Genomic DNA, 20,557 nt, shown 5'->3' with positions numbered 1-20,557 from the left:
TTTTGCGATGGTGCATAATGAATCTCTGATGCAAAACACCTTGATATCTCTGACCATCAACGACCGGAGCCGCACTGCGTGAGCGTGACCCTGAAAGACGTCGCAGCCTTGGCTGGTGTATCGCGATCCGCGGTGTCGCGCACCTTTACCGAAGGCGCCTCGGTCTCTGCGAAAACACGCAGCAAAGTTGAAAAGGCCGCGCGAGAGCTTGGCTACAGTCCCAACGCCCTCGCCTCGTCCCTGACCACCGGGCGCACCAAGTTGATCGGGTTGATTTCGAACAACTTTCACAACCCGATTTTTCTTGAGGTGTTCGATCAGTTCACCCGCGCCTTGCAGGAACGCGGGCTACGCCCTTTGATCGTGAACCTGACGGACGAGACCGAGCCCGCAAACTCGGTCCGCATGCTGCGCCAGTATTCGGTTGACGCGGCCATCGTTGCCTCATCGACGCTGCCACCCAGCTTTGCCAAGGCGTTTCACGATGCGGGCGTACCGGTGGTGCATACATTTGGCCGCTCGGCCACCTCACCCGAAGTGCATGTCGTGGGAATCGACAATGTCGAATGCGGGCGCATGGCCGCGCGCGAGCTTTTGGCGCGCGGATATAAGCGTGTCGGCTATTTGGGCGGGCCTGAAGATGCAACCTCGGCGCTCGACCGGTATCGCGGGTTCATGGAGGAGTTGGCAGATCATCCCGATATCGAAGTAAGCCATTGTTTCGCAGGGGCTTATTCCTTCGAAGCCGGCCGCGCCGAAATGTTGCGCCTGTTGGCCAACTCCCCGTCCGAGGCGTATTTCTGCGGCGATGACATCCTGTCTGTAGGCGCATTGTCCGCACTGGCTGATCATGGGCTGAAACCCGGTCAGGACATTGGAATTATCGGACTGAACGACATGGAAATGTCGCGCTGGGAAAGCGTTAACCTGACAACGATCCACCAGCCGATCAAGCAGATCATCACCTCATCCGTCGATCTGGTTGTCGAGATGCTGAAAGAGCCTCAGCGCTATCCCGAGGCCCGCATTTTCCCCTGCCGCGTGATCGAACGGGGCACATTGCGGCCCCGCCCCTGATCAGCGAAACATCGGCGGGCGCGCGTCCTTCCACACGCCATCGGCCTTGCCCGATGCAACAGCCGCGTGGACGGCCGCAATGGACCGCAGCCCATCTGCCGCACCGGGCAGACCGCCGCGTCTTTCACCGCGGATCGCGTCCGCCAGATCACAATAGATGTTGGCGACCGCCAGCGGGAACCCCTCGGGGTGCGCTATGGCGACACGCGACAGGCGTTGCACCTCGTCGTGCAAACCGCCCTCGCCCTTTTCGATGATCTGCGTACGCCCGCCGACCGGAGTATAGATCAACTGGTTGGGCTGTTCGGATGCCCAGCGCAGCCCACCGGTTTCGCCAAAGACCTGAATGTCAAAGCCATGCTGCCGCCCGATCGCCACCGAAGATGTCCACAGGCGTCCAACCGTGCCGCCCTCCATCCGGAAATTGATCATTGCATCATCTTCCAACTCACGGCTGGCGATGGTCGAGGCCATGTCGGCAGACAGGGATTTCACCTGATCGTTACAGATGAAACTGGCCATATGCAACGCGTGGATACCGCAATCGGCAAACTGCCCCGACACCCCGGCCATCGCAGGGTCATAGCGCCAGCGTACGCGCGGGTTATCCGCATCTGTGGCGTCGCCATGATGGCCGTGGCTGAAATTGGTCACCACCAGACGCACCTTGCCGATTTCGCCTACGCGCACCATCGCGCGAGCCTGACGCACCATCGGATAGGCAGAGTAACAGTAGTTCACCGCGCAGATCCTGCCCGAGGCTTCGGCCACGCGCACAATCTCTTCGCCCTCTTCAACCGTCATGGTCATCGGCTTTTCGCACAAAACGTTAAAGCCTGCCTCAAGATACGCCTTGGTAATCTCAAAATGGGTCGAATTGGGCGTCGCGATGGTTACCAGATCAATCCGATCGTCGCGGTCTTTTTCGCCCGCCAGCATCTCTTGCCAGTCGCCATAGGCGCGATCGGCAGCAACACCCAATCGCTGCGCGTATTCGCGGCCCACGTCGGGCCGGTGATCCAGCGCGCCAGCGGCAAACTCAAACAGCCCGTCAGCCTGTGCCCCCAAGCGGTGCGCGGGGCCAATCTGGCTGCCTTCACCACCCCCGATCATGCCCCATCTCAACTTAGCCATGGTCATTGTCTCTCATTGGAATTGTCTCGTAGAGCGATCAGAAATCGCTGATGTCCTGCCACTGCCGCTGATCGGACGAGGCCAGCGCAGCGGCCAGCACTCGGTTGACCTCATGCCCGTCGCGGAACGTGGGCCAGATCGCCTCGCCGGTGTGGATGGCCTGTAGAAAATCCTTAGCCTCGATGATGATCTGATCCTGATAGCCGGTTCCATGACCCGGACCCTGACAGAAGGGCTCATAATCCGGGTGTGCTGGGCCGGTCAGGATCTTGGTGAACCCGCGCGCGGCTTCGGGCCCTTCGCGCTTGTACAGCCACAGCGCGTTCTGGTCCTCCTGATCGAACCGGATGGCACCTTTTGTGCCTGATATTTCATAGGCATATCCCATTTTCCGACCCGTCGCGACGCGGCTGAAATACAGGTTTCCCATAACCCCGTTTTCAAACCGACACATCATCTGGGCATGGTCGTCATTTGTTACCTCACCACCGGGGCGGGTTTTGTGAACGGTCTCAACATCGGCCATCACCTGCGCAATGGGCCCGATTAGGGCCAATGCGCCGTTGACCATATGCGGGGCAAGATCGCCGATTGTGCCATTGGCCCTACCGGTTGTGCGCCAGGTGGCCGGGGCCTGCGGATCTGCATAGAAATCCTCGGTATGCTCGCCCCGGAACCACGTGATGTCACCAATCGCGCCATCGGCAATCAACTGGCGGGCATATTGGCTGGCGGGTGTGCGGATATAGTTGAACCCCACCATGTTCACCGCCCCCGAAGCCTCTGCCGCGGCAACCATCGCCCGACTGTCTTCAAGCGATGCACCCAATGGTTTCTCGCACAAGACCGGTTTACCCAAGGCAAAAGCCGCTTCGGCAATCTGACGATGTGTTGACTGAGGCGAGGCGATCACGATTGCCTCGACCCTGGGGTCTTCAACCAACATGCGCCAGTCATCGGTTGCCCGCTGAAATCCATAGGCCGCCCGGTAGCGTTCGGCACTGTCCGGGCTCGACGCGCAGATGACCTCAAGCCGGGGGCGCAACGCCGTGTTGAACACCGCACCGACGGCCGACATGGCAACGGAATGGGCCTTGCCCATATAACCGCCCCCCACGATTCCCACTCCGATTTCAGGCATCTGCCATGGCCTCGCACATTGTGTTTGCAACCGGTTGCAAAATCAGTATCGTGTGAATCGATTCAACGCAAGGTCCAAACTTTGCCCACCCCACTTTGCCGGAGGACATGACGTGAGCGCTTTGATGGAGGGTATCAAAGGAAACAGCTTTGCCGTTCTGGGGCGTGCGGGTATGGACCTTTACGCAGACCCGATCGGTGTCAAAAGCGAAGAGGCCGATACGTTCCATGCCGATCTTGGCGGCTCGTCCGCGAATATCTGCGCCGGTCTGGTCAAGCTGGGCAGTCAGGCATCCTTGATCACCTCCGTCTCGGACGATGCAATTGGTCGGTTCTGCCTCAACCGGTTGCAACATTACGGGGTGGATACCTCTTATATCCGCGTGTTGGGGGGTGAGTATCGCACCTCTCTGGCCCTGTATGAAAGCCGGACCGATAACTTTCAGAATGTCATCTACCGCAACGGTGCGGTCGATTTTCAGGTTACTGACGCGGATGTCGACAAGGTTGATTATTCATCCTTCTCGGCCCTGATCTCGGCTGGTACCGTCTTTGCGTCGGAACCCTCGCGCAGCGCCACGTTCCAAGGGTTTGAAAACGCGCGCAAAGCTGGCCTTCCGATCATTTTCGATGTTGATTACCGCCCCTACAGCTGGCCATCGCCAGAAATTGCCGCTGACGTTCTGTCCCGTGCGGGCGAAGCCTGTGACCTGATTGTCGGCAATGATGAAGAGTTCGGCTTCATGGCCGGCGGCATGGAAAAGGGCTTTGCCAAGGCACAGGACCTCGCCAGGAAACCGGGCCGGGTTGTCATTTACAAGATGGGCGAAAAAGGCGCCGTGACGCTGGCGGATGGGCAGGAAATCAGAACCGGGATCTACCCAGTGGACGCCATCAAGCCAGTCGGGGCTGGTGACAGTTTCATGGCAGGGCTTCTGGCTTCGATCGCGGCGGGGCACTCGCTGAAAGACTCGGTGATGCGCGGTTCCGCCTGCGCATCCATTGTCGTTTCCAAACCCGGCTGCGCCCCCGCCATGCCGACGACCCCCGAACTGAACGCGTTCCTCGCCTCTCACCCCGGCCCGACCACATAGGAGTATCCCATGCATATCGCGCCCTATGACAATCAGAACAAGCCCATCGTTGACGCCGGTGATCCGTCCGTTCCGCTGAACTATTTCAACATCGTCAAACTGAAAAAAGGCGAGGCGTTCGAATACCAGGTGCCGGGCTACGAGACCTGCATCGTCCCTGCAACCGGCAGCGTTGATGTGGATGTCGAAGGCGTTTCCTTCCCCAGTCTGGGCAACCGGGGCGAAGATGTCTGGGATGGCGAGCCCGAGGGTGCCTACGTGCCCGTCGGCGCAAAAGTGCAGATGGTCTGCGTTTCTGACGCGACCGAGGTGTTCATTGCCGGTGCGAAATACGACAAGGTGCTGGACCCGTTCGATGTGCGCGAACACGACCTTGTGCAATATGGCAGCGACGACACCAAAACCCACCGCAAAATCAAACACATCCTTGGCCAAAAGCAGCACGACAAGGTCGGCCGCCTATTGGTGAGCGAGCTGTTCACCGTCGGTCAGGGCGGCTGGTCGGGCTTTCCCAGCCACAAGCATGACACCAACCGCCTGCCGGACGAGACCCGCCACGATGAGACCTATAATTTCCGGTTCAAGCCCAACTGGGGCTCGGGCCTTCAGATGTTGCAGCGCGAAGATAACCAGCCGGGCGACGCCTATCACATCGTGGATGGATCGACCGTTTGCATCGACAAGGGCTATCACCCCTGCTGCGTTTTGCCGGGGTACGAGATGTATTATTTCACCATCCTCGGCGGCCTGACCCAGCGTTCTCTGGTGCAGTATTTCCAGCCCACACATGCCTATCAGATCGAGACCATTCCCGGCATCAAAGACATGATTGCGAAATTCAAATGACCCTCGTCACGCTGAAAGACGTCCTGCAACCCGCTTATGAAAAGGGCTATGCCGTGGGCGGGCTGGTCACACTCGGCTGGGAAGATATGCGCGCCTATGTGGCCGCGGCCGAGGCCGAGAATGCGCCCGTGATCCTGCAAGCCGGACCCAGCTGCCGCGACCACACTCCGCTGCCGGTCCTGGGCAAGATGTTCCGGTATCTGGCCGAAAACGCCTCGGTACCCGTCGTGGCGCATCTGGACCACGGCTATACGTTCGAAGACTGCAAGATCGCGCTCGACAGCGGTTTTACGTCCCTGATGTTCGACGGATCGCGCAAGCCCTTGCAGCAAAACATCGATGAAACTGCCGCAATTGCCGAGATGGCCCATGCGGCAGGGATTTCCTGCGAAGGCGAGATTGGTTTTGTCGGGTACTCGGGCGGTGAAGGATCGAACGGCACCGACCCGACAGAAGCGGCCCAGTTCGCACGTGAAAGCGGTGTGGATGCGATGGCGATATCGGTCGGCAACGTCCACCTGCAACAAAACAAGGAAGGCGGTCTGGACGAAGCCCGCATCGCCGAGATCGACGCCTTGACCACAGTGCCTCTGGTCATTCATGGCGGGTCGGGCGTGCCGGTAGATCAGCGCATGAAGCTGTCCCGCGAAACCTCAATCTGCAAATTCAACATCGGGACCGAGCTGCGCATGGCCTTCGGCAGTGCCCTGCGAGACGCTGTCAATCGCGATCCCGAACGGTTTGACCGCGTGACCATCCTGAAAGAAACCCATGATCCGGTCGAAGCCGCCGCGCGCATGGTCATCCGTGCCTTTGGTGCACCCCCGCAACGCTAACGCGCGCTTTCTCCTTCAGATCGAGCCGCCCTCGACCATGAAGTTGCCCGCGCTGCACATGGCGGAGTCGTCCGAGGCCAGAAACAGCACCATGCGCGCGACATATACAGGTTCAATCGGATCGGGCAGGCATTGGCGGTCGACCTGTTTGGCCAGCGCCTCGGGCGTCACCCAAAGGTCTTTTTGGCGGTCGGTCATGATCCAGCCCGGCACAACCGTGTTCACGCGAATGCGGTGATCGCCCAATTCGCGCGCCATGGTGCGGGTCAGGCCATGCACAGCGGATTTGGCTGTAGCATAGGCCGGAAAACCTGCCCCGGCCTCCCACCACGAATTCGATCCGATATTGACGATCGAACCTGCGCCCTTGGCGATCATACCCGGGGCCACTGCCTGAATGGCAAAGAACATATGGCGGATATTGGTCGCCATCCGCTCATCCCAATAGTCCGGCGTCACCTCGCGCCAATCATGACGGTCATCCTGGGCAGCGTTGTTGACCAGCACATCCGCCGCGCCCATCTCTTCGACCAATTGCTCCAGCGCAGCCCGCATCGCTTCGATATCGCGCAGGTCGCATTGCGCAAAGGCGTGTTCACCTTCCAGTTCCGCCAGCAGAGTAAGGCCGGCATCCGCATTGATATCCAGAAACCCGACCTTCGCCCCTTGTGCCGCAAAGGCGCGAACGGTTTCCGCACCAATTCCCCCGGCCCCGCCCGTGATGATAACCGTTTTGCCCGCAAGGCTAGGGTAATTGGCAAAGTCTTGGCTCATCCGTCACGCTCCATGATCCATTCGACCTCGGGGGCCAGGGCAAACCGCCATTTGCGCAGGGGGCCCGCCATGACGTTCAGGTAATACATCTCAAACCCATAGGGCGCGCCGCAAGGGTGATGGCCACGCGGAACGATCACAACATCGCCATCGGAGACGGCCATCGTCTCATCCAACTGGCTATCATCGGTATAGACTCGCTGAATTCCGAACCCGTTGGCCGGGTTTAGGCGGTGGTAATAGGTCTCTTCCAAATAGGTGATGCGGGGGAAATCATCCTCATCATGTCGATGACTGGGGTAAGAGGACCAATGCCCATTGGGCGTAAAGACTTCGGTCACCAGCAGGCTGTCGGCATAATCCTCGTTCTCCATCGCGATATTGTTGATATATCGCGTATTCACACCCTTGCCGCGTTCGGTCAGCGTGATGCCATCTGGCCCGATCCGGCGCGCTTTGTGGCCGCCCTTGCCCGGGGCCGAGCAGACCGCCACAACACAATCGGTTTCCGCCACAGCCTCCCACTCGGTTCCGTTGGGCAGATACAGGCTATGCGGCGGTGTCTTTTCGAACACGTTCATCCGACCGCCCAATACGCCCCAGTCCTGCCCGGCCCCGGTGATCCGCGCCATGCCTTCGACCATCACCAGAATGACTTCGCGGTCTCCTGTCGCCTCGGCCGCCCTGTCGCCTGCTTGCAGATGATACAGCCCAAAACCCACATATCGCCATCCGGCACTGTCCGGAGTGATGTCATGTACCTTGCCACGGGTTCCAATAGGCTTCTTCAGCAGGTCTGCCATTCTTGTTCTCCTTATTGGGCGGGCCTAAACGGCCCGCCTGTATCGCCCTCAGGCCGCTTGCCGTGTTTGCAGGGCCGAAAGCGCCTCGGACAGTCGGGCCTCGGCCCACCCTTCCGATACGGCCCGGTGCAATATGTCAGCCTGGCTTTCGGGCGCATTGCCACCAATCGGCGGGTCGGTGTCCAGATTGGTCGGGAACGGATAGCCCTCAGCCGTTGCGGCAATCGCCGCAATCAGCTCTGGCGCACTCAGCGCCCCCCGTTGTTTCAGGGCGGCCAGCGACGGAAACACCGCCTGCGACATGGACTGCCGGTCAACCATCTCCATCGCACGACCGAAGGCAGACGAGACCTGCAACAGGTTCGCCATCCGCTGAATATCCGCACTGCTGTTTTCCCCGGCAGCGTGAAACAGCGCCGGATTGAAGAAAACGGCATCCCCCTTTTCAAGAGGCAACTGAATGTAGTTCTCTTCGAAAAACGCCCGGTGTGCCGCATCGTGAAAGGCCAGATATCCCGGCGCATAAAGCTGCGAAAAGGGCAACAATTTGGTTGGACCGCTTTCCACGGGCATATCGCAATGCGCAACCGCCCCCTGCAAGGTCAGCGAAGCCGTCACCAGATGGGCATGGGCCGGATACCGGGCGGCGCTGTCGGCGGTCTGGAAGCCCAGATGGTAATCCCGATGCGCCTGCTGTGCCTTGCCGCCGGGGCGCACCTGATTGATCTGCGTGGTCACTTGATAGTTCGGCCCCAGCCACGCCTCGCAAGCCGCTGCAATGGCCACATTCCCGAAATAGAGCGCAAAGCCCTCGGGATCGCGCAAGCACTGTTTCTGTAACGCGTTCCATATCCGGTCATTCGCGCCCGAGGCTGCAAAGTGGTCGCCTTCCCCGGCCCCGCCCTGACGTTCTTCCTCGATGATCTGATGGAACACAGCGGTCGCACGGTCGATCACGGACGTATCCGCAAATGCGCCTTTTAGAACGATCACACCCGCCGACTTGTCCAGCACATACGCCCATTCCGCCAGCAGCGCTTTTCTTTGATCAGCCTTCTCCAACACCGGGCGCAGCGCATGCATATCATAGATCGGAACGTTCTTTTGCACCGATGCGGCATGAGGCACCGCACCGGCTGTCAGGTTTTGCGAGGTCAACACCTTGAACTCATCCAGATCGCAGGATTCCCGGTCAAAATAGCCGACATATCCAAGGTCTTGATGTACCATGACAAACTCCTCTTTCATGGCTTCGGTGTTGCCCCGAGGGGCGGTGATTAAACGGTGATCTCCAACCCTGCCTTGCCGCAAACCTCGACGATATGGTCATAGCCCAGCTTGGAGTACTCATAGGGCGGCGCCTTGGCGGGGTCCTGCTCGGCCTCGACCACGATCCAGCCGGTGTAATCCATTGCTTTCAACGCGTTGGCTACGGCCTGAAAGTCGATGCACCCATCACCCGGCACGGTGAACGCGCCGGCGATCACCGCATCCAGAAAGCTGCGATTGTTCTCGCGCGTGTCCTGCACGATGTCCGGGCGGATGTCCTTGAAGTGGACATGGTGCACCCGGTCGCCCCAACGGTTCAGCGTGGCCATCACATCGCCACCGCCAAATAGCAGATGGCCCGTATCGAAACACAGCTTAAGTTCGGGGCCTGAACCCTGCATCAGCCAGTTCACCTCATCTTCGCTTTCGATGATCGTGCCCATGTGATGGTGATAGGCCATCGGCATACCCTGATCTGCCATCCATTTGGCAAGCTCGGTCAGCTTGGCCGCATAGGCCAGAACCTCGTCTTTGGACAGCTTCGGGCGGTCATTGACCGGCGTTCCGATCTGCCCCTGGACGGTATTGGAACACTCGGCGTAAACGATGCAGGGGCTGTTCAGCGCAACAAACTGTTCGACCTGTTCACGCACGACAGCGATTTCGGCGTCCAGGTCATTGACCAGAGTACTGCCCGAGCACCAGCCGCCACACAACGCGATGTCATTGGCCTCCAGATAGGCGCGCAACCCTTCGGTGTCGCCGGGCATCCGCTGGCCCCGTTCAACACCGGTATAGCCGATCTCGCGCGCTTCTTTCAGCGCCTGCTCCATCGTGTAAGCTGCGGTCAGGTCCGGCAGATCGTCATTCTGCCAGGCAATCGGAGAGATACCGATCTTCACGCTCATTTCGTGTTTCTTTCCTTGATGGCGACCTCATAGGCCGCACGTTTTTCGTTTACTTCCGGACGGATGCTGACCTCGGGCACCGCCACTTCCCACCACGTTCCGCCATATTCGGTCGATGGGTAGGGATCGGTGTCGATCACCACCACATAGGGGCCTTTGATGTCACTTCGCTTGGCCAGTGCCTCCTCAAGCTCGGTGATCGAGCTGACCTTGAGCGCGGTCGCCCCCATGGCTTCGGCATGTTTGGCAAAGTCGATCACCGAATTTTCGCCGCCGACCGCGTGATCCAGCAGGTTGTTAAACTCGGCCCCGCCGGTTCCCATCTGCAAACGGTTGATGCAGCCAAAGCCGCGATTGTCGGTGACCACAACGGTGAACGAAATCCCCATCATCGCCGCCGTCGCCATTTCCGAGTTCGCCATCATGTAAGTACCGTCGCCGGTAAAGCAGATCACGTCGCGGTCGGGCTGGGCCAACTTGATGCCCATGGCACCGGCGATCTCATACCCCATGCAGCTGAAGCCATATTCCATGTGATAGGCACCGGGGCGCGGTGCCTTCCACAGCTTGTGCAGCTCACCCGGCATCGTGCCTGCGGCACACATGGCAACGGTGTTTTCATTGGCCGCCCGCTGCACGGCACCAATCACCTGCATGTCCGTGGGCAGCGCATTGCTGTCCACCGGCGCGTCGGTCAATGCGTCGACCTTGGCAAACCACTCGGGTTTCAGCGTTGCAGGCATATCAGGCGCGCGGTAACCGCCCAACGCGTGGCTCAGTTCACCCAGTCCAACGTGGGCGTCAGCCTGCAGCGGCATCGCGCCGTGCTTTGCCGCGTCATAGGCGGCGGTGTTCAGGCTGATCAACTCCCGCTCGGGGTTTGCGAACAATCCCCAAGACCCGGTGGTGAAATCCTGAAACCGGGTGCCGACGCCCAGCACCAGATCCGCCTCGGCGCAGATATCGTTGGCAGGCTCACCGCCGGTGACGCCAATCGGACCAAGGTTCAGCGGGTGATCCCAGGCCAGCGCGGATTTACCGGCCTGCGTCTCGGCCACCGGCACATTGTGCGCTTCAGCAAAGCGCTGCAACGCGGCGGTCGCATCCGAATAATGCACACCGCCCCCGGCCACGATCACAGGGCGCCTGGCTGCCTTGATTGCGGCCACGGCCCGTGCCAATTCACCTTCATCCGGACGAATGCGGCGCTGATACCAGACGCGCGGCTCAAAAAAGCTTTCGGGATAATCATAAGCCTCGGCCTGCACATCCTGACAAAAGGCCAGCGTCACGGGACCGCAATCCGCCGGGTCCGTCATGGTGCGGAAGGCACGCGGCAGCGCCGTCAACAGATGCTCCGGCCGGGTGATGCGGTCGAAATAGCGGCTGACCGGTCTGAAACAGTCATTCGCACTAATAGTTCCGTCCGAGAACACTTCGGGTTGCTGCAAAACCGGGTCGGGACCACGCGTGGCGAACACGTCACCGGGCAGCAACAAAACCGGCAGGCGGTTCACATGGGCCAGCGCAGCAGCGGTAACCATGTTGGTGGCCCCCGGCCCGATGGACGAAGTGACCGCCATCGCCCGCTTGCGCCCCAACTGCTTGGCATAGGCAATCGCGCAATGCGCCATGGTCTGCTCATTATGACCGCGATAGGTGGGCAGGCTGTCTTTCACACTGTGCAACGCCTCGCCCAGACCGGCCACATTGCCATGGCCGAAAATGGCCCAGACACCTGCGATAAAGGGCTCTCCGGTCTCGTTCATCTGCGCGCCCAGATAGCGCACCAGAGCCTGCGCCGCGGTCAGTCGGACTTTCTTGCTCATCATGATCCCTTTCAACTCAGCTCCGCCTTTGGCGGCCTGCGGGTTTTCTCATTTGCGAAGATGCCAGCTTTTGTATCAAAGCCTGAATACAGAGTGGCGTCACGTGCCACCGCCCGATGGATGCCCCATTGGGGCATCCAAGTTCTGAACTTTAAACCGTACCGCCCAGCGATCCTTCAAGCTCGGCCATTTCCTGACCGCCTGCCATCAGGTCCTGCAACTGCTCTGGCGTGATCTCGCCACGCGTTGCTGTGCCCAGCGTCTTGCCCCGGTTCAAAACGGTGAACCTGTCACCCACCGCCAACGCGTGACGCACGTTGTGGCTGATGAAAACCACGCCGACGCCCTGACTTCGCACCTTGTCGATGGTGGCCAGAACGTTCGAGGTCTGGCGCACACCAAGGGCCGAGGTCGGTTCGTCCAAGATCAGGATCTTGGCCCCGAAATACACGGCGCGGGCAATGGCGACGGTCTGCCGTTCCCCCCCAGACAGGGTGCCAACGGCCTGATCCGGCCCACGCAGGTTGATGCCCATCTTGCGCATCTCTTCCATGCAGACCTCATTCGCGTGTTCAACATCGAACCGTTTCAGCAGACCCTTACCCTTGGTCGGCTCGCGCCCCATGAAAAAGTTGCGTGTGACGCTCATCAGCGGGATCATCGCCAGATCCTGGAACACGGTCGCGATGCCTGCCTCCATCGCATCCCGAGGGGTGTCGAAATGCAGCGGCCTGCCCTCGAAAAAGATCTCGCCCTTGGTGGGTTTATGTACCCCGGACATGGTCTTGATGAAGGTTGATTTACCCGCGCCGTTATCGCCCAGCAGGCAGTGGCATTCACCCGGCTTGACGTCAAAACTGACGCCCGCCAATGCGATGATGTTGCCAAAGTGCTTTTCGATATCCTTCATTTCCACGATGGGGGCCTGATCGCCCGCCGCATCGCCGTGGTGGAACTTGGTATCTTCGGTCATATCAGCGCTCCCCGGTTACGCGTTTGCGGATCGCGTTGTTGAACAGAACGGCAATCAGCAGCATCGCGCCCAGGAACACCTGGAACCAGTCCTGATCGAAATCCGTATAGGTCAGTCCGATGACAACCATGCCAAAGATGATCGACCCAAAGAACGCCCCGATGGCCGAGCCATATCCGCCCGTCAGCAGACAGCCCCCGATCACGGCGGCGATGATCGCCTCGAATTCTTTCTGGAAACCGCGCCGCGCGTCGGTCGAGCCCGCGTCGATCACCGTAATGATAGCCACCAGTGCAGCGCAGCAGGCGGTCAGCATGAACAGGGACACTTTGATCTTGCTCACGGGAACACCTGAATTCGATGCCGCAGTGCTGTCACCGCCCGCCGCGAAAATCCAGTTTCCGGCCGGGGTCCGCAGCAACACGTAGGTGGCTGCCAATGCCAGCACGATGAACCACAGGATTTCGACCGGAACGCCGGGTACCTTGGGTGCTCCGCTTTTGAAGGTGTCAATCATGCCGTTGGCCGCCAGCCAGGCAAACAGACTGCCAAAGGCTTCGCCCGAAAAGAACGGCGCCAGCCAGTCGTTTTCAACCACGTCACGCACACCGCGCAACTGGGTCGACCCTCCGGTCGCCGCCTTGAGGCCAACCAACGACAGACCGCGCAGAATAAACAGGAAAGCCAGCGTCACGATAAAGGACGGCAGGCCGGATCTTATGACGATATTGCCGTTCACTGCCCCGACAAATGCCGCGAATACAAATGTCATGGGGATCGCAATGATCAGTGGCAACTGCCATGTCACCACACAGACGCCGAAAAACAGGCCCGCAAACGCCACCATAGAACCGATGGACAAATCAAACTCGCCGCCGATCATCAGAAGGGCCGCACCGATTGCCAGAATGCCCAGCTGTGCCGCAGGTGTCATGAAGTTCATGACCCCGGCCAGGGTAAACATCGAATCGTCTGCTGTGATGGCAAAGAAGATGACCACCAGAACGACGCCCGCCATTGCACCGAGTTCGGGCCGTTTCATGAGCTTGGTCATGAAAGGTTCTTTCTTGACCCTTTCGTCCCCGGCGATTTGCGCTGAGTCACTCATCGTTTCCTCCCACTTGGGTGGGAACGGCGCCACCGCGCCGCCCCGTTTTGTTCAGGTTGCGGTATGGATCAGCGGATGCCCTGCGCGGACAGCTCGATCACCTGCGTGGCCTTATCCTGAGTGATCAGGTTCGGACCCGAAGGAACGTTACCACCGGGCATCAGGCCGTATTTGGCGTGCAGGCCCATGAAGTTCACCGACAGGTACCCTTGCAGATACTGCTGCTGGTCGATGGCAAAGGCCGCGTCGCCATCCGCAATCGATTGCAGGAAGTTGGCCGACAGGTCGAAGGACGCAACATTCACGTCACGGCCCGATGCTTTGACAGCGGCAACAGTCGGCTCTCCGGCCGAGCTTGCACCCAGCGCCATAACCGTATCGACGGCTTCGTTAGCGGCCAGAGCAGCCGAGACTTTCGACTCGATTTCCGACGGATCGTTCGAGGTCGGCAGAACTTCGACATTACCGCCAAAGCCTTCCGCGAAACCTGCACAACGCAGGTCCAGCGCAACGTTGCCCACTTCGTGGTTCACACAGATCGCGGTTTTGCCCCCCATCGAAGCCAGTTGTTCGCCCGCAGCTTTCCCGGCGTCAAACTCGTCCTGACCCACGTGCAGCAACGCACCCAGCTGTTTCGACACATCCGACCCCGAGTTGATCGAGATCACCGGGATGCCTGCGGCAACGGCGCGTTCGATTGACGGGCCAAGCGCATCCGCATCCGGGATCGAAACGATCAGGCCATCGGGCTCCTGGTTCACGGCAGCGTCGATCAGCTGCGACATGGCCACCATGTCGAAGGTTTCCGGCGCGCGGTATTCCACATTCACACCGACATCCTTGCCAGCCTGCTCAACACCGTTCTTCACGACGTTCCAGAATGCGTCATTGGCCTGGCCATGCGATACGACCACGATGTCCTGCGCAAGAGCGGGCGTCGCCAGGGCCAGTGCCCCTGCGGCAAGTGCACCTTTAACGAATTTCTTCATTTCAGTTTCCTCCCATTGGTTCAGTCTGATCTTCTGTTGGGGTACCGGCCCCAATCATCCGGCTGTGCCGAATCTCAGTGGCTGCGGCTCAGGGCCGAGCTGTCGTTAGTTTGAAGAATTTTGGTCATTTTGCAACCGGTTTCAAAATTTCCTCCATCCGGACGGGCATTCCCGTCTGCGCTGACAGGGTCGCGGCCTCGGCCATCGCCAGCGCTGCCACACCATCCTGCAACGTGACGGGAACGTCGGAACCGCCGCCGACAGCATCAACAAATGCGGCCCATTCCACGCGGTAGGCCGGCATGTAGCGTTCCAGAAAGAAATAAGTCGGCTTCGCGCCCACAACGCCATCCGCCGTCGATTTCACGACGGTGTTTTCCAGCATGTTATGCGCCTGCAACAACCCTTCCGAGCCCAGCAACTCGACCCGCTGGTCATACCCATAGGCCGCCCGGCGCGAGTTCTTGATGACCGCAATCCGGCCGTCTGCGTAAGTCATTGTGACCACGGCCGTGTCCACATCGCCTGCTGCGCCGATCTCTGCATCCACAAGCGACGATCCCACCGCTGTGACGGTCTGGGGCACATCCCCCATCAGAAAGTTCGCCATGTCGAAATCGTGGATCATCATGTCCCGAAACAGTCCTCCGGACACTTTTACGTAGCTGACCGGTGGCGGGGCCGGGTCAAATGACGTGATCGACAACAGTTCGGCCTTGCCGATTTCACCTGCGTCCAAACCGGCCTTTAAAGCCGCAAAATTAGGATCGAACCGCCGGTTAAACCCGATCATGACAGGTTTGCCGCGCCCCGCGACGGCTGTCAGACAGTCCTGTGCCCTCTGAAGGCTCAGATCGACGGGCTTTTCGCACAGAACGGCTTTGCCAGCGCCCGTGGCCGCCTCGATCAGGTCGGAATGCGTATCCGTCGGCGTTGCAATCAGAACCGCGTCAATTTCGGGATCAGCGATAATTTCTTCTGAACTGCGTGCCTCGGCCCCATATTCATCCGCGAGGCTGTTCGCCGCCTCGGGCAGCGCATCGGATACCGCACACAGCCTGCTTCCCGGATGGGAAGATATGGCCTGCGCATGAACGCGCCCAATACGCCCGGCACCCAGCAATCCGACCCTCAACATGCAGCTCTCCCGAATCTTGTTGTTGTGCGTAACAATGATTTTCTTTGCAACCGGTTGCAATATATTTTTTGCATCACCCCCGGATTTGCCAGCGGCTTCTACAGCCTCAACACGAATACCGCGCAAAAACCCGGTCTGATCTCAACAGGATTGCACTGCCTGACACGCATATTTCCGCGCAAATGCCAACCTACGGGAATCCCCCAATATCGCCGCACGGTGAATCACGTTAGATTGTACGTAAGGAACACATACTACCACTCTGTGACCCCCTTAGAGGGGCTGGCATGACCCCCTCGTCCAGCCCCTCATACCACACCAAACAGCCACAAGATCACGACGCGCCGACCAAAGCAGGCGCATGTCCGGTATAGATCTGGTTTGCAAATGGCGATCCCTGAAGGACTCGAACCCTCAACCTGCTGATTAGAAGTCAGCTGCTCTATCCAGTTGAGCTAAGGGACCGCTGCGCCCTTCTTGCGGTTTTTACCCGCGGGGTTCAAGAGGCAAGCGCATGAATGCGCTGTTGGGATCATCAACATATCCAAAGATAGGCCCGCAATAGGAATATCCCAGCGACTCATACAGCTTGCGGGCGGCATCATATTCGCGAAGATGGCTCGCCCCGGTCTCAAGAACCAAAGCCTCGCACCCCTCTGCGCCAGCCTGTTCAGCCAGATGCACCATCAGCACGCGCGCCAGCCCGCGCCCTCTTGCCTGCGCCAGAATATGCACCGATTTCACTTCGGCGGTTCCATCGGGCAGCGCTTTCAGCGCACCGCATCCCAATGGCTGCTGTCCGTCAAAAATGGCCCAGAACCGCACCCCCGGGGCAGCCAGTGCTTTGGCGTCCATCGTGTGGTTGCTTTCCGCAGGTCCCGCCGTTTCGCCATGGGCAAAATGCGCCTCGACAATCGGGCGCAATACGTCCGATGTCGGGTCAGCCTCGCGGATTTCGATCATTCAGTGCGTCCAGGGGCCACGCCGGTCGGTTGCGAAATTCTCGCCATAGCCCCGCGCGCGCAGATTGGGCTTGCGCTTGTGCGGCTCGCTGACCTGCGCATCGATACCGTGGGCCTTGGCATAATCCAGCGCCTCTTCCCGCGTGTCGAACTTCAGGCGTACCTGAGCCTGCGTGTCACTGGACGACGTCCAGCCCATCAGCGGATCAACCTCGCGCGCCGAGGCCGGGGCGTATTCCAGAACCCATTTGCGGGTCTTGGCCATCCCCGAGGTCATCGCATTTCTTGCGGGCTGGTAGATCCGTGCGCGCATGTCGCCTCTCCGTACTCACTTGGCTGAGCCCGTTTATGCGTCAGAGCGCGCCCGGGGGCAAGATTGCAATTGTCGCGGCCCTCGCCTGCGAACTCATGCCAGAATCTGTCATCAGGCTGGGATAGGGTCGCGCCAAACGTACGCAAGAACATCACGCCATCTCACCCGTCGCACGGCCTCAGACCGCATAGCGGGCAATGAATCCGGATCGGCCCTTGCAGTTGGACAAAATAAGAACAAATGTAAGGGCCTGACGCCCGGAGCCTGCCAATGCCTTACGCCCATTCCGACAAGACCCAACTGACCGCCGAAGACGTGCGCGCGCGCCTGAAACTGGAAGGCGGCCGACAATTCGTGATGCATACCGAATTCAACCCGGCGGGCGATCAGCCCACGGCGATCAAGGAACTGGCAGGCGGCGTGCTGGACGGGGAACGCGATCAGGTGCTGCTGGGCGCGACCGGAACGGGCAAGACCTTCACCATGGCCAAGGTGATCGAGGAAACCCAGCGCCCCGCCATCATCCTGGCCCCCAACAAGACGCTGGCGGCGCAGTTATACGGTGAATTCAAGGGCTTCTTCCCCGAAAACTCGGTGGAATATTTCGTGTCCTATTACGACTATTACCAGCCCGAGGCCTATGTGCCGCGCTCTGACACCTACATAGAAAAAGAATCCCAGATCAACGAACAGATCGACCGGATGCGCCACTCGGCCACGCGGGCGTTGCTGGAACGCGATGACGTGATCATCGTCGCCTCGGTCAGCTGCATCTACGGTATCGGCTCGGTCGAAACCTACGGGGCGATGACGCAGGATCTGAAGGTCGGTCACGAATACGACCAGCGGCAGGTGATGGCCGATCTGGTGGCCCAGCAATACCGCCGTAACGATCAGGGGTTTCAGCGCGGCTCGTTCCGGGTGCGGGGCGACAGTTTGGAAATCTGGCCCGCCCACCTCGAAGACCGCGCCTGGAAACTGTCCTTCTTCGGCGAGGAACTGGAACAGGTCACCGAATTCGACCCGTTGACCGGCGAAAAAACCGACACGATGGACCATATCCGGGTCTATGCGAACTCCCACTACGTGACGCCGAAACCGACGATGCAGCAGGCCATCATCGGGATCAAAAAAGAACTGCGGACGCGCCTCGACCAGCTGGTCGGCGAAGGCAAACTGCTCGAGGCGCAGCGGCTGGAACAGCGCACCAATTTCGATCTGGAAATGCTCGAGGCCACCGGCGTCTGCAACGGGATCGAGAACTATTCGCGCTATCTGACCGGCCGCGCGCCGGGCGAGCCGCCCCCGACCCTGTTCGAATTCATCCCCGACAACGCCATTGTCTTTGCCGACGAATCCCATGTCAGCGTGCCGCAGATCGGCGGCATGTACCGGGGCGACTACCGGCGCAAGTTCACGCTGGCCGAACACGGGTTCCGCCTGCCGTCCTGCATGGACAACCGGCCCCTGAAGTTCGAGGAATGGGATGCCATGCGCCCGCAATCCGTCTTCGTCTCGGCCACCCCCGCCGCGTGGGAGCTGGACCAGACCGGCGGCGTCTTCACCGAACAGGTGATCCGCCCCACCGGCCTGCTGGACCCGCAGGTCGAAATCCGCCCCGTGTCGATGCAGGTCGACGACCTGCTGGACGAGGTGCGCAAGGTCGCCGCCGATGGCTATCGCACATTGGTCACGACGCTGACCAAACGCATGGCCGAGGATCTGACCGAATACCTGCACGAACAGGGTATCAAGGTGCGCTACATGCATTCCGATATCGACACGCTGGAACGGATCGAGATTTTGCGCGACCTGCGTCTGGGCGCGTTCGACGTGCTGGTCGGCATCAACCTGCTGCGTGAAGGGCTCGACATTCCCGAATGCGGGCTGGTCGCCATTCTGGACGCCGACAAGGAAGGCTTTCTGCGGTCCGAGACCTCGCTGGTCCAGACCATCGGCCGCGCCGCGCGCAACGCCGATGGCCGGGTGATCATGTATGCCGACAAGATCACCGGTTCGATGGAACGCGCGCTGGCCGAAACCGACCGCCGCCGCGCCAAGCAGATGGCCTATAACGAGGAACACGGCATCACGCCCGCGACCGTGAAAAAGAATGTCGAGGATGTTCTGGCCGGGCTTTATGAGGGCGACGTGGACATGAACCGCGTCACCGCCGCCATCGACAAACCGATGCACGGTGCCAATCTCGAGGCGCACCTGAACGGGCTGCGCGACCAGATGCGCAAAGCCGCCGAGAACCTGGAATTCGAAGAGGCCGCTAACATCCGCGATGAAATCAAACGCCTGGAAGCGGTCGATCTGGCCATCGCCGACGACCCCATGGCCCGCCAATGGGCGGTCGAGAAAGCCTCGGAAGATGCCGTGAAATCGCGTGGGCGGTCTACGGCTGGACGGCCGGGGCAAAGGGGTGGGAATGTTAAGCGGCGGAAGAGGTAGGTTAAAACGCAACTGACGGTTGCAATTTGCCTCAAAGCAGGAAATCTATCTTCTTAGACAATCGGTTTAGGAAAGTTTTTTGATCACGCTTCTTATTGTAGTTGGACTGCTCGGAACAATTTCACTCCTAGCAATGGTTTGGGTATGGGTAAGTGTGCTCGCAGGATGGCGCGAAGCGTCGCCCGGCAGAAGTATATCAATGCTATGGTTCGTGCTCCTTTTGATGATCATCTGGGGACTTGGAGTAGATTCGAGCTTTAGCGGCTTACGAATGCTGGCGCTCGCTGTATGGCCCGCCTCAATCCTATTTTTACTGGGAGATGCTTTAACCGCGAGACTTTTTGTTTTTTTCTTTGCGGCGTTGATTTTACTGTTTTTGGTGGCCGCAGCCGCTGCGATCATGCCGGGCAAGGCAAAAATACCGACTATTATTGTTGGCGCAATGCTTACAGTGATAGGTCCGGTCGCGTTGCAAAACCTGCAAGTGCAATGGCAAATGAAAAGATACGCGAAAGCATCCGAGTTACGCATCATAGAACGTTCGTCTTTGTTCAAGTCCATTCGAGAACGCTCCGACGGTTACCAGTCCCCACATGGCGTCGCGTGTAACAGCGAGAATTGGCCGTTTCTTTGGAGTTATCGGCACAGAGACTGGATCGCACTGCCGTCCAACACCCGTTACGGCGGTGATACTAAGGAAAGAGTTATGAGCGTTTGCCTGAGTAGGTAAGTCACATCCCACACTCCACCCTTGCAGCCCAGCGCGCACTCCTCCACGTTTGAATTCACAAATTGTGTTTCCAAGCGGTTGCCATGACGAACCCGAACACCCTGGCCAGACCACATGAGGTCCAAATCGCTGTTCTCTCCAAATAAAAGAAAGGGCGGGTCTATCCCCGCCCTAACC

General features: G+C 59.5%; 19 protein-coding genes and 1 tRNA gene. 6 read left to right on the top strand and 14 right to left on the bottom strand.

Annotated elements, in window-relative coordinates; all coding sequences use genetic code 11:
* The first annotated feature begins 78 nt into the window (after positions 1–78).
* On the top strand, positions 79–1,077 hold the full coding sequence (locus tag ACR0AD_RS08395) for a LacI family DNA-binding transcriptional regulator (protein WP_480486764.1): 999 nt from the start codon (positions 79–81) through the stop codon (positions 1,075–1,077).
* On the opposite strand, the gene ACR0AD_RS08390 is transcribed toward ACR0AD_RS08395, so the two are convergent.
* Together ACR0AD_RS08390 and ACR0AD_RS08385 are read right to left on the bottom strand one after the other, a co-directional pair.
* A complete protein-coding gene (locus tag ACR0AD_RS08390) occupies positions 1,078–2,211 on the bottom strand; it encodes a Gfo/Idh/MocA family protein (RefSeq protein WP_480486762.1) in 1,134 nt (377 codons plus the stop codon).
* Between the two features lie 37 nt (positions 2,212–2,248).
* Positions 2,249–3,352, bottom strand: a complete 1,104-nt coding sequence (locus ACR0AD_RS08385; protein WP_480483309.1) for a Gfo/Idh/MocA family protein — start codon at positions 3,350–3,352, stop codon at positions 2,249–2,251.
* A gap of 124 nt (positions 3,353–3,476) precedes the next feature.
* Between ACR0AD_RS08385 and iolC the strand changes: the two genes are divergently transcribed.
* Genes iolC through ACR0AD_RS08370 form a run of 3 tightly spaced genes read left to right on the top strand, consistent with a single transcriptional unit; the run spans position 3,477 to position 6,127 of the window.
* Complete coding sequence (iolC, locus tag ACR0AD_RS08380; RefSeq protein ID WP_480483371.1) at positions 3,477–4,445, top strand: 5-dehydro-2-deoxygluconokinase; 969 nt, start codon at positions 3,477–3,479, stop codon at positions 4,443–4,445.
* A gap of 9 nt (positions 4,446–4,454) precedes the next feature.
* A complete protein-coding gene (locus ACR0AD_RS08375; protein WP_480486760.1) occupies positions 4,455–5,291 on the top strand; it encodes a 5-deoxy-glucuronate isomerase in 837 nt (278 codons plus the stop codon).
* Entirely contained in the window at positions 5,288–6,127 is an 840-nt protein-coding gene (locus ACR0AD_RS08370; protein ID WP_480486759.1) for a class II fructose-bisphosphate aldolase, read from the top strand. The genes ACR0AD_RS08375 and ACR0AD_RS08370 overlap by 4 nt, the downstream gene beginning before the upstream one ends.
* 15 nt (positions 6,128–6,142) lie before the next feature.
* Here ACR0AD_RS08370 and ACR0AD_RS08365 read toward each other — a convergent pair whose 3' ends face one another.
* The 12 genes from ACR0AD_RS08365 to ACR0AD_RS08310 form a co-directional block, all read right to left on the bottom strand.
* Positions 6,143–6,901: an SDR family NAD(P)-dependent oxidoreductase gene (locus tag ACR0AD_RS08365; protein ID WP_480486757.1), complete on the bottom strand. Its 759-nt coding sequence runs from the start codon at positions 6,899–6,901 to the stop codon at positions 6,143–6,145.
* Positions 6,898–7,704 carry a 5-deoxy-glucuronate isomerase gene (iolB, locus tag ACR0AD_RS08360; protein ID WP_480486755.1) on the bottom strand — a complete coding sequence of 269 codons (807 nt, stop codon included), beginning with the start codon at positions 7,702–7,704 and terminating at the stop codon, positions 6,898–6,900. Before iolB ends, ACR0AD_RS08365 begins: the two co-directional genes overlap by 4 nt.
* A gap of 48 nt (positions 7,705–7,752) precedes the next feature.
* A complete protein-coding gene (locus ACR0AD_RS08355) occupies positions 7,753–8,934 on the bottom strand; it encodes a phytanoyl-CoA dioxygenase family protein (RefSeq protein ID WP_480486753.1) in 1,182 nt (393 codons plus the stop codon).
* Between the two features lie 47 nt (positions 8,935–8,981).
* Entirely contained in the window at positions 8,982–9,881 is a 900-nt protein-coding gene (iolE, locus tag ACR0AD_RS08350) for a myo-inosose-2 dehydratase (protein WP_480483297.1), read from the bottom strand.
* Entirely contained in the window at positions 9,878–11,710 is a 1,833-nt protein-coding gene (gene iolD, locus ACR0AD_RS08345) for a 3D-(3,5/4)-trihydroxycyclohexane-1,2-dione acylhydrolase (decyclizing) (protein WP_480486751.1), read from the bottom strand. Before iolD ends, iolE begins: the two co-directional genes overlap by 4 nt.
* Positions 11,711–11,861: 151 nt before the next feature.
* Positions 11,862–12,683, bottom strand: a complete 822-nt coding sequence (locus ACR0AD_RS08340; RefSeq protein WP_267364097.1) for an ATP-binding cassette domain-containing protein — start codon at positions 12,681–12,683, stop codon at positions 11,862–11,864.
* A 1-nt stretch (position 12,684) separates the two neighbouring features.
* Positions 12,685–13,791 (bottom strand): ABC transporter permease, encoded by a 1,107-nt coding sequence (locus ACR0AD_RS08335; RefSeq protein WP_267364099.1) that lies wholly within the window; start codon positions 13,789–13,791, stop codon positions 12,685–12,687.
* Between the two features lie 68 nt (positions 13,792–13,859).
* Complete coding sequence (locus tag ACR0AD_RS08330) at positions 13,860–14,780, bottom strand: sugar ABC transporter substrate-binding protein (RefSeq protein ID WP_480486750.1); 921 nt, start codon at positions 14,778–14,780, stop codon at positions 13,860–13,862.
* A 124-nt stretch (positions 14,781–14,904) separates the two neighbouring features.
* Positions 14,905–15,918, bottom strand: a complete 1,014-nt coding sequence (gene iolG / locus ACR0AD_RS08325) for an inositol 2-dehydrogenase (RefSeq protein ID WP_480486748.1) — start codon at positions 15,916–15,918, stop codon at positions 14,905–14,907.
* A gap of 388 nt (positions 15,919–16,306) precedes the next feature.
* Positions 16,307–16,383: transfer RNA gene (locus tag ACR0AD_RS08320), tRNA-Arg, on the bottom strand.
* Positions 16,384–16,404: 21 nt separating this feature from the next.
* Positions 16,405–16,881: a GNAT family N-acetyltransferase gene (locus ACR0AD_RS08315; RefSeq protein ID WP_480486746.1), complete on the bottom strand. Its 477-nt coding sequence runs from the start codon at positions 16,879–16,881 to the stop codon at positions 16,405–16,407.
* The gene (locus ACR0AD_RS08310) at positions 16,882–17,193 is read right to left on the bottom strand and encodes an ETC complex I subunit (protein ID WP_209507877.1); all 312 of its coding nucleotides are present in this window, start codon (positions 17,191–17,193) and stop codon (positions 16,882–16,884) included. It abuts the gene before it with no gap.
* A 270-nt stretch (positions 17,194–17,463) separates the two neighbouring features.
* On the opposite strand from ACR0AD_RS08310, the gene uvrB reads away from it, so the two are divergent.
* Both uvrB and ACR0AD_RS08300 read left to right on the top strand, forming a co-directional pair.
* Positions 17,464–19,650 (top strand): excinuclease ABC subunit UvrB, encoded by a 2,187-nt coding sequence (gene uvrB, locus ACR0AD_RS08305; protein ID WP_480486744.1) that lies wholly within the window; start codon positions 17,464–17,466, stop codon positions 19,648–19,650.
* 79 nt (positions 19,651–19,729) lie between these two features.
* Positions 19,730–20,380 carry a hypothetical protein gene (locus tag ACR0AD_RS08300; protein WP_480486742.1) on the top strand — a complete coding sequence of 217 codons (651 nt, stop codon included), beginning with the start codon at positions 19,730–19,732 and terminating at the stop codon, positions 20,378–20,380.
* Positions 20,381–20,557: the final 177 nt, after the last annotated feature.

It is taken from the genome of Ruegeria sp. BH8, assembly GCF_056538065.1.
Note: the sequence above shows the minus strand (reverse complement) of the source record. Positions and strands in the feature narration are given on the sequence as shown.

Excerpts from the sequence above, each read along its gene's own strand:
- ACR0AD_RS08390 (WP_480486762.1), bottom strand. The coding sequence starts at position 2,211 with ATGGCTAAGTTGAGATGGGGCATGATCGGGGGTGGTGAAGGCAGCCAG.
- ACR0AD_RS08385 (WP_480483309.1), bottom strand. The coding sequence starts at position 3,352 with ATGCCTGAAATCGGAGTGGGAATCGTGGGGGGCGGTTATATGGGCAAG.
- iolC (WP_480483371.1), top strand. The coding sequence starts at position 3,477 with ATGGAGGGTATCAAAGGAAACAGCTTTGCCGTTCTGGGGCGTGCGGGT.
- ACR0AD_RS08375 (WP_480486760.1), top strand. The coding sequence starts at position 4,455 with ATGCATATCGCGCCCTATGACAATCAGAACAAGCCCATCGTTGACGCC.
- ACR0AD_RS08370 (WP_480486759.1), top strand. The coding sequence starts at position 5,288 with ATGACCCTCGTCACGCTGAAAGACGTCCTGCAACCCGCTTATGAAAAG.
- ACR0AD_RS08365 (WP_480486757.1), bottom strand. The coding sequence starts at position 6,901 with ATGAGCCAAGACTTTGCCAATTACCCTAGCCTTGCGGGCAAAACGGTT.
- iolB (WP_480486755.1), bottom strand. The coding sequence starts at position 7,704 with ATGGCAGACCTGCTGAAGAAGCCTATTGGAACCCGTGGCAAGGTACAT.
- ACR0AD_RS08355 (WP_480486753.1), bottom strand. The coding sequence starts at position 8,934 with ATGGTACATCAAGACCTTGGATATGTCGGCTATTTTGACCGGGAATCC.
- iolE (WP_480483297.1), bottom strand. The coding sequence starts at position 9,881 with ATGAGCGTGAAGATCGGTATCTCTCCGATTGCCTGGCAGAATGACGAT.
- iolD (WP_480486751.1), bottom strand. The coding sequence starts at position 11,710 with ATGAGCAAGAAAGTCCGACTGACCGCGGCGCAGGCTCTGGTGCGCTAT.
- ACR0AD_RS08340 (WP_267364097.1), bottom strand. The coding sequence starts at position 12,683 with ATGACCGAAGATACCAAGTTCCACCACGGCGATGCGGCGGGCGATCAG.
- ACR0AD_RS08335 (WP_267364099.1), bottom strand. The coding sequence starts at position 13,791 with ATGAGTGACTCAGCGCAAATCGCCGGGGACGAAAGGGTCAAGAAAGAA.
- ACR0AD_RS08330 (WP_480486750.1), bottom strand. The coding sequence starts at position 14,780 with ATGAAGAAATTCGTTAAAGGTGCACTTGCCGCAGGGGCACTGGCCCTG.
- iolG (WP_480486748.1), bottom strand. The coding sequence starts at position 15,918 with ATGTTGAGGGTCGGATTGCTGGGTGCCGGGCGTATTGGGCGCGTTCAT.
- ACR0AD_RS08315 (WP_480486746.1), bottom strand. The coding sequence starts at position 16,881 with ATGATCGAAATCCGCGAGGCTGACCCGACATCGGACGTATTGCGCCCG.
- ACR0AD_RS08310 (WP_209507877.1), bottom strand. The coding sequence starts at position 17,193 with ATGCGCGCACGGATCTACCAGCCCGCAAGAAATGCGATGACCTCGGGG.
- uvrB (WP_480486744.1), top strand. The coding sequence starts at position 17,464 with ATGCCTTACGCCCATTCCGACAAGACCCAACTGACCGCCGAAGACGTG.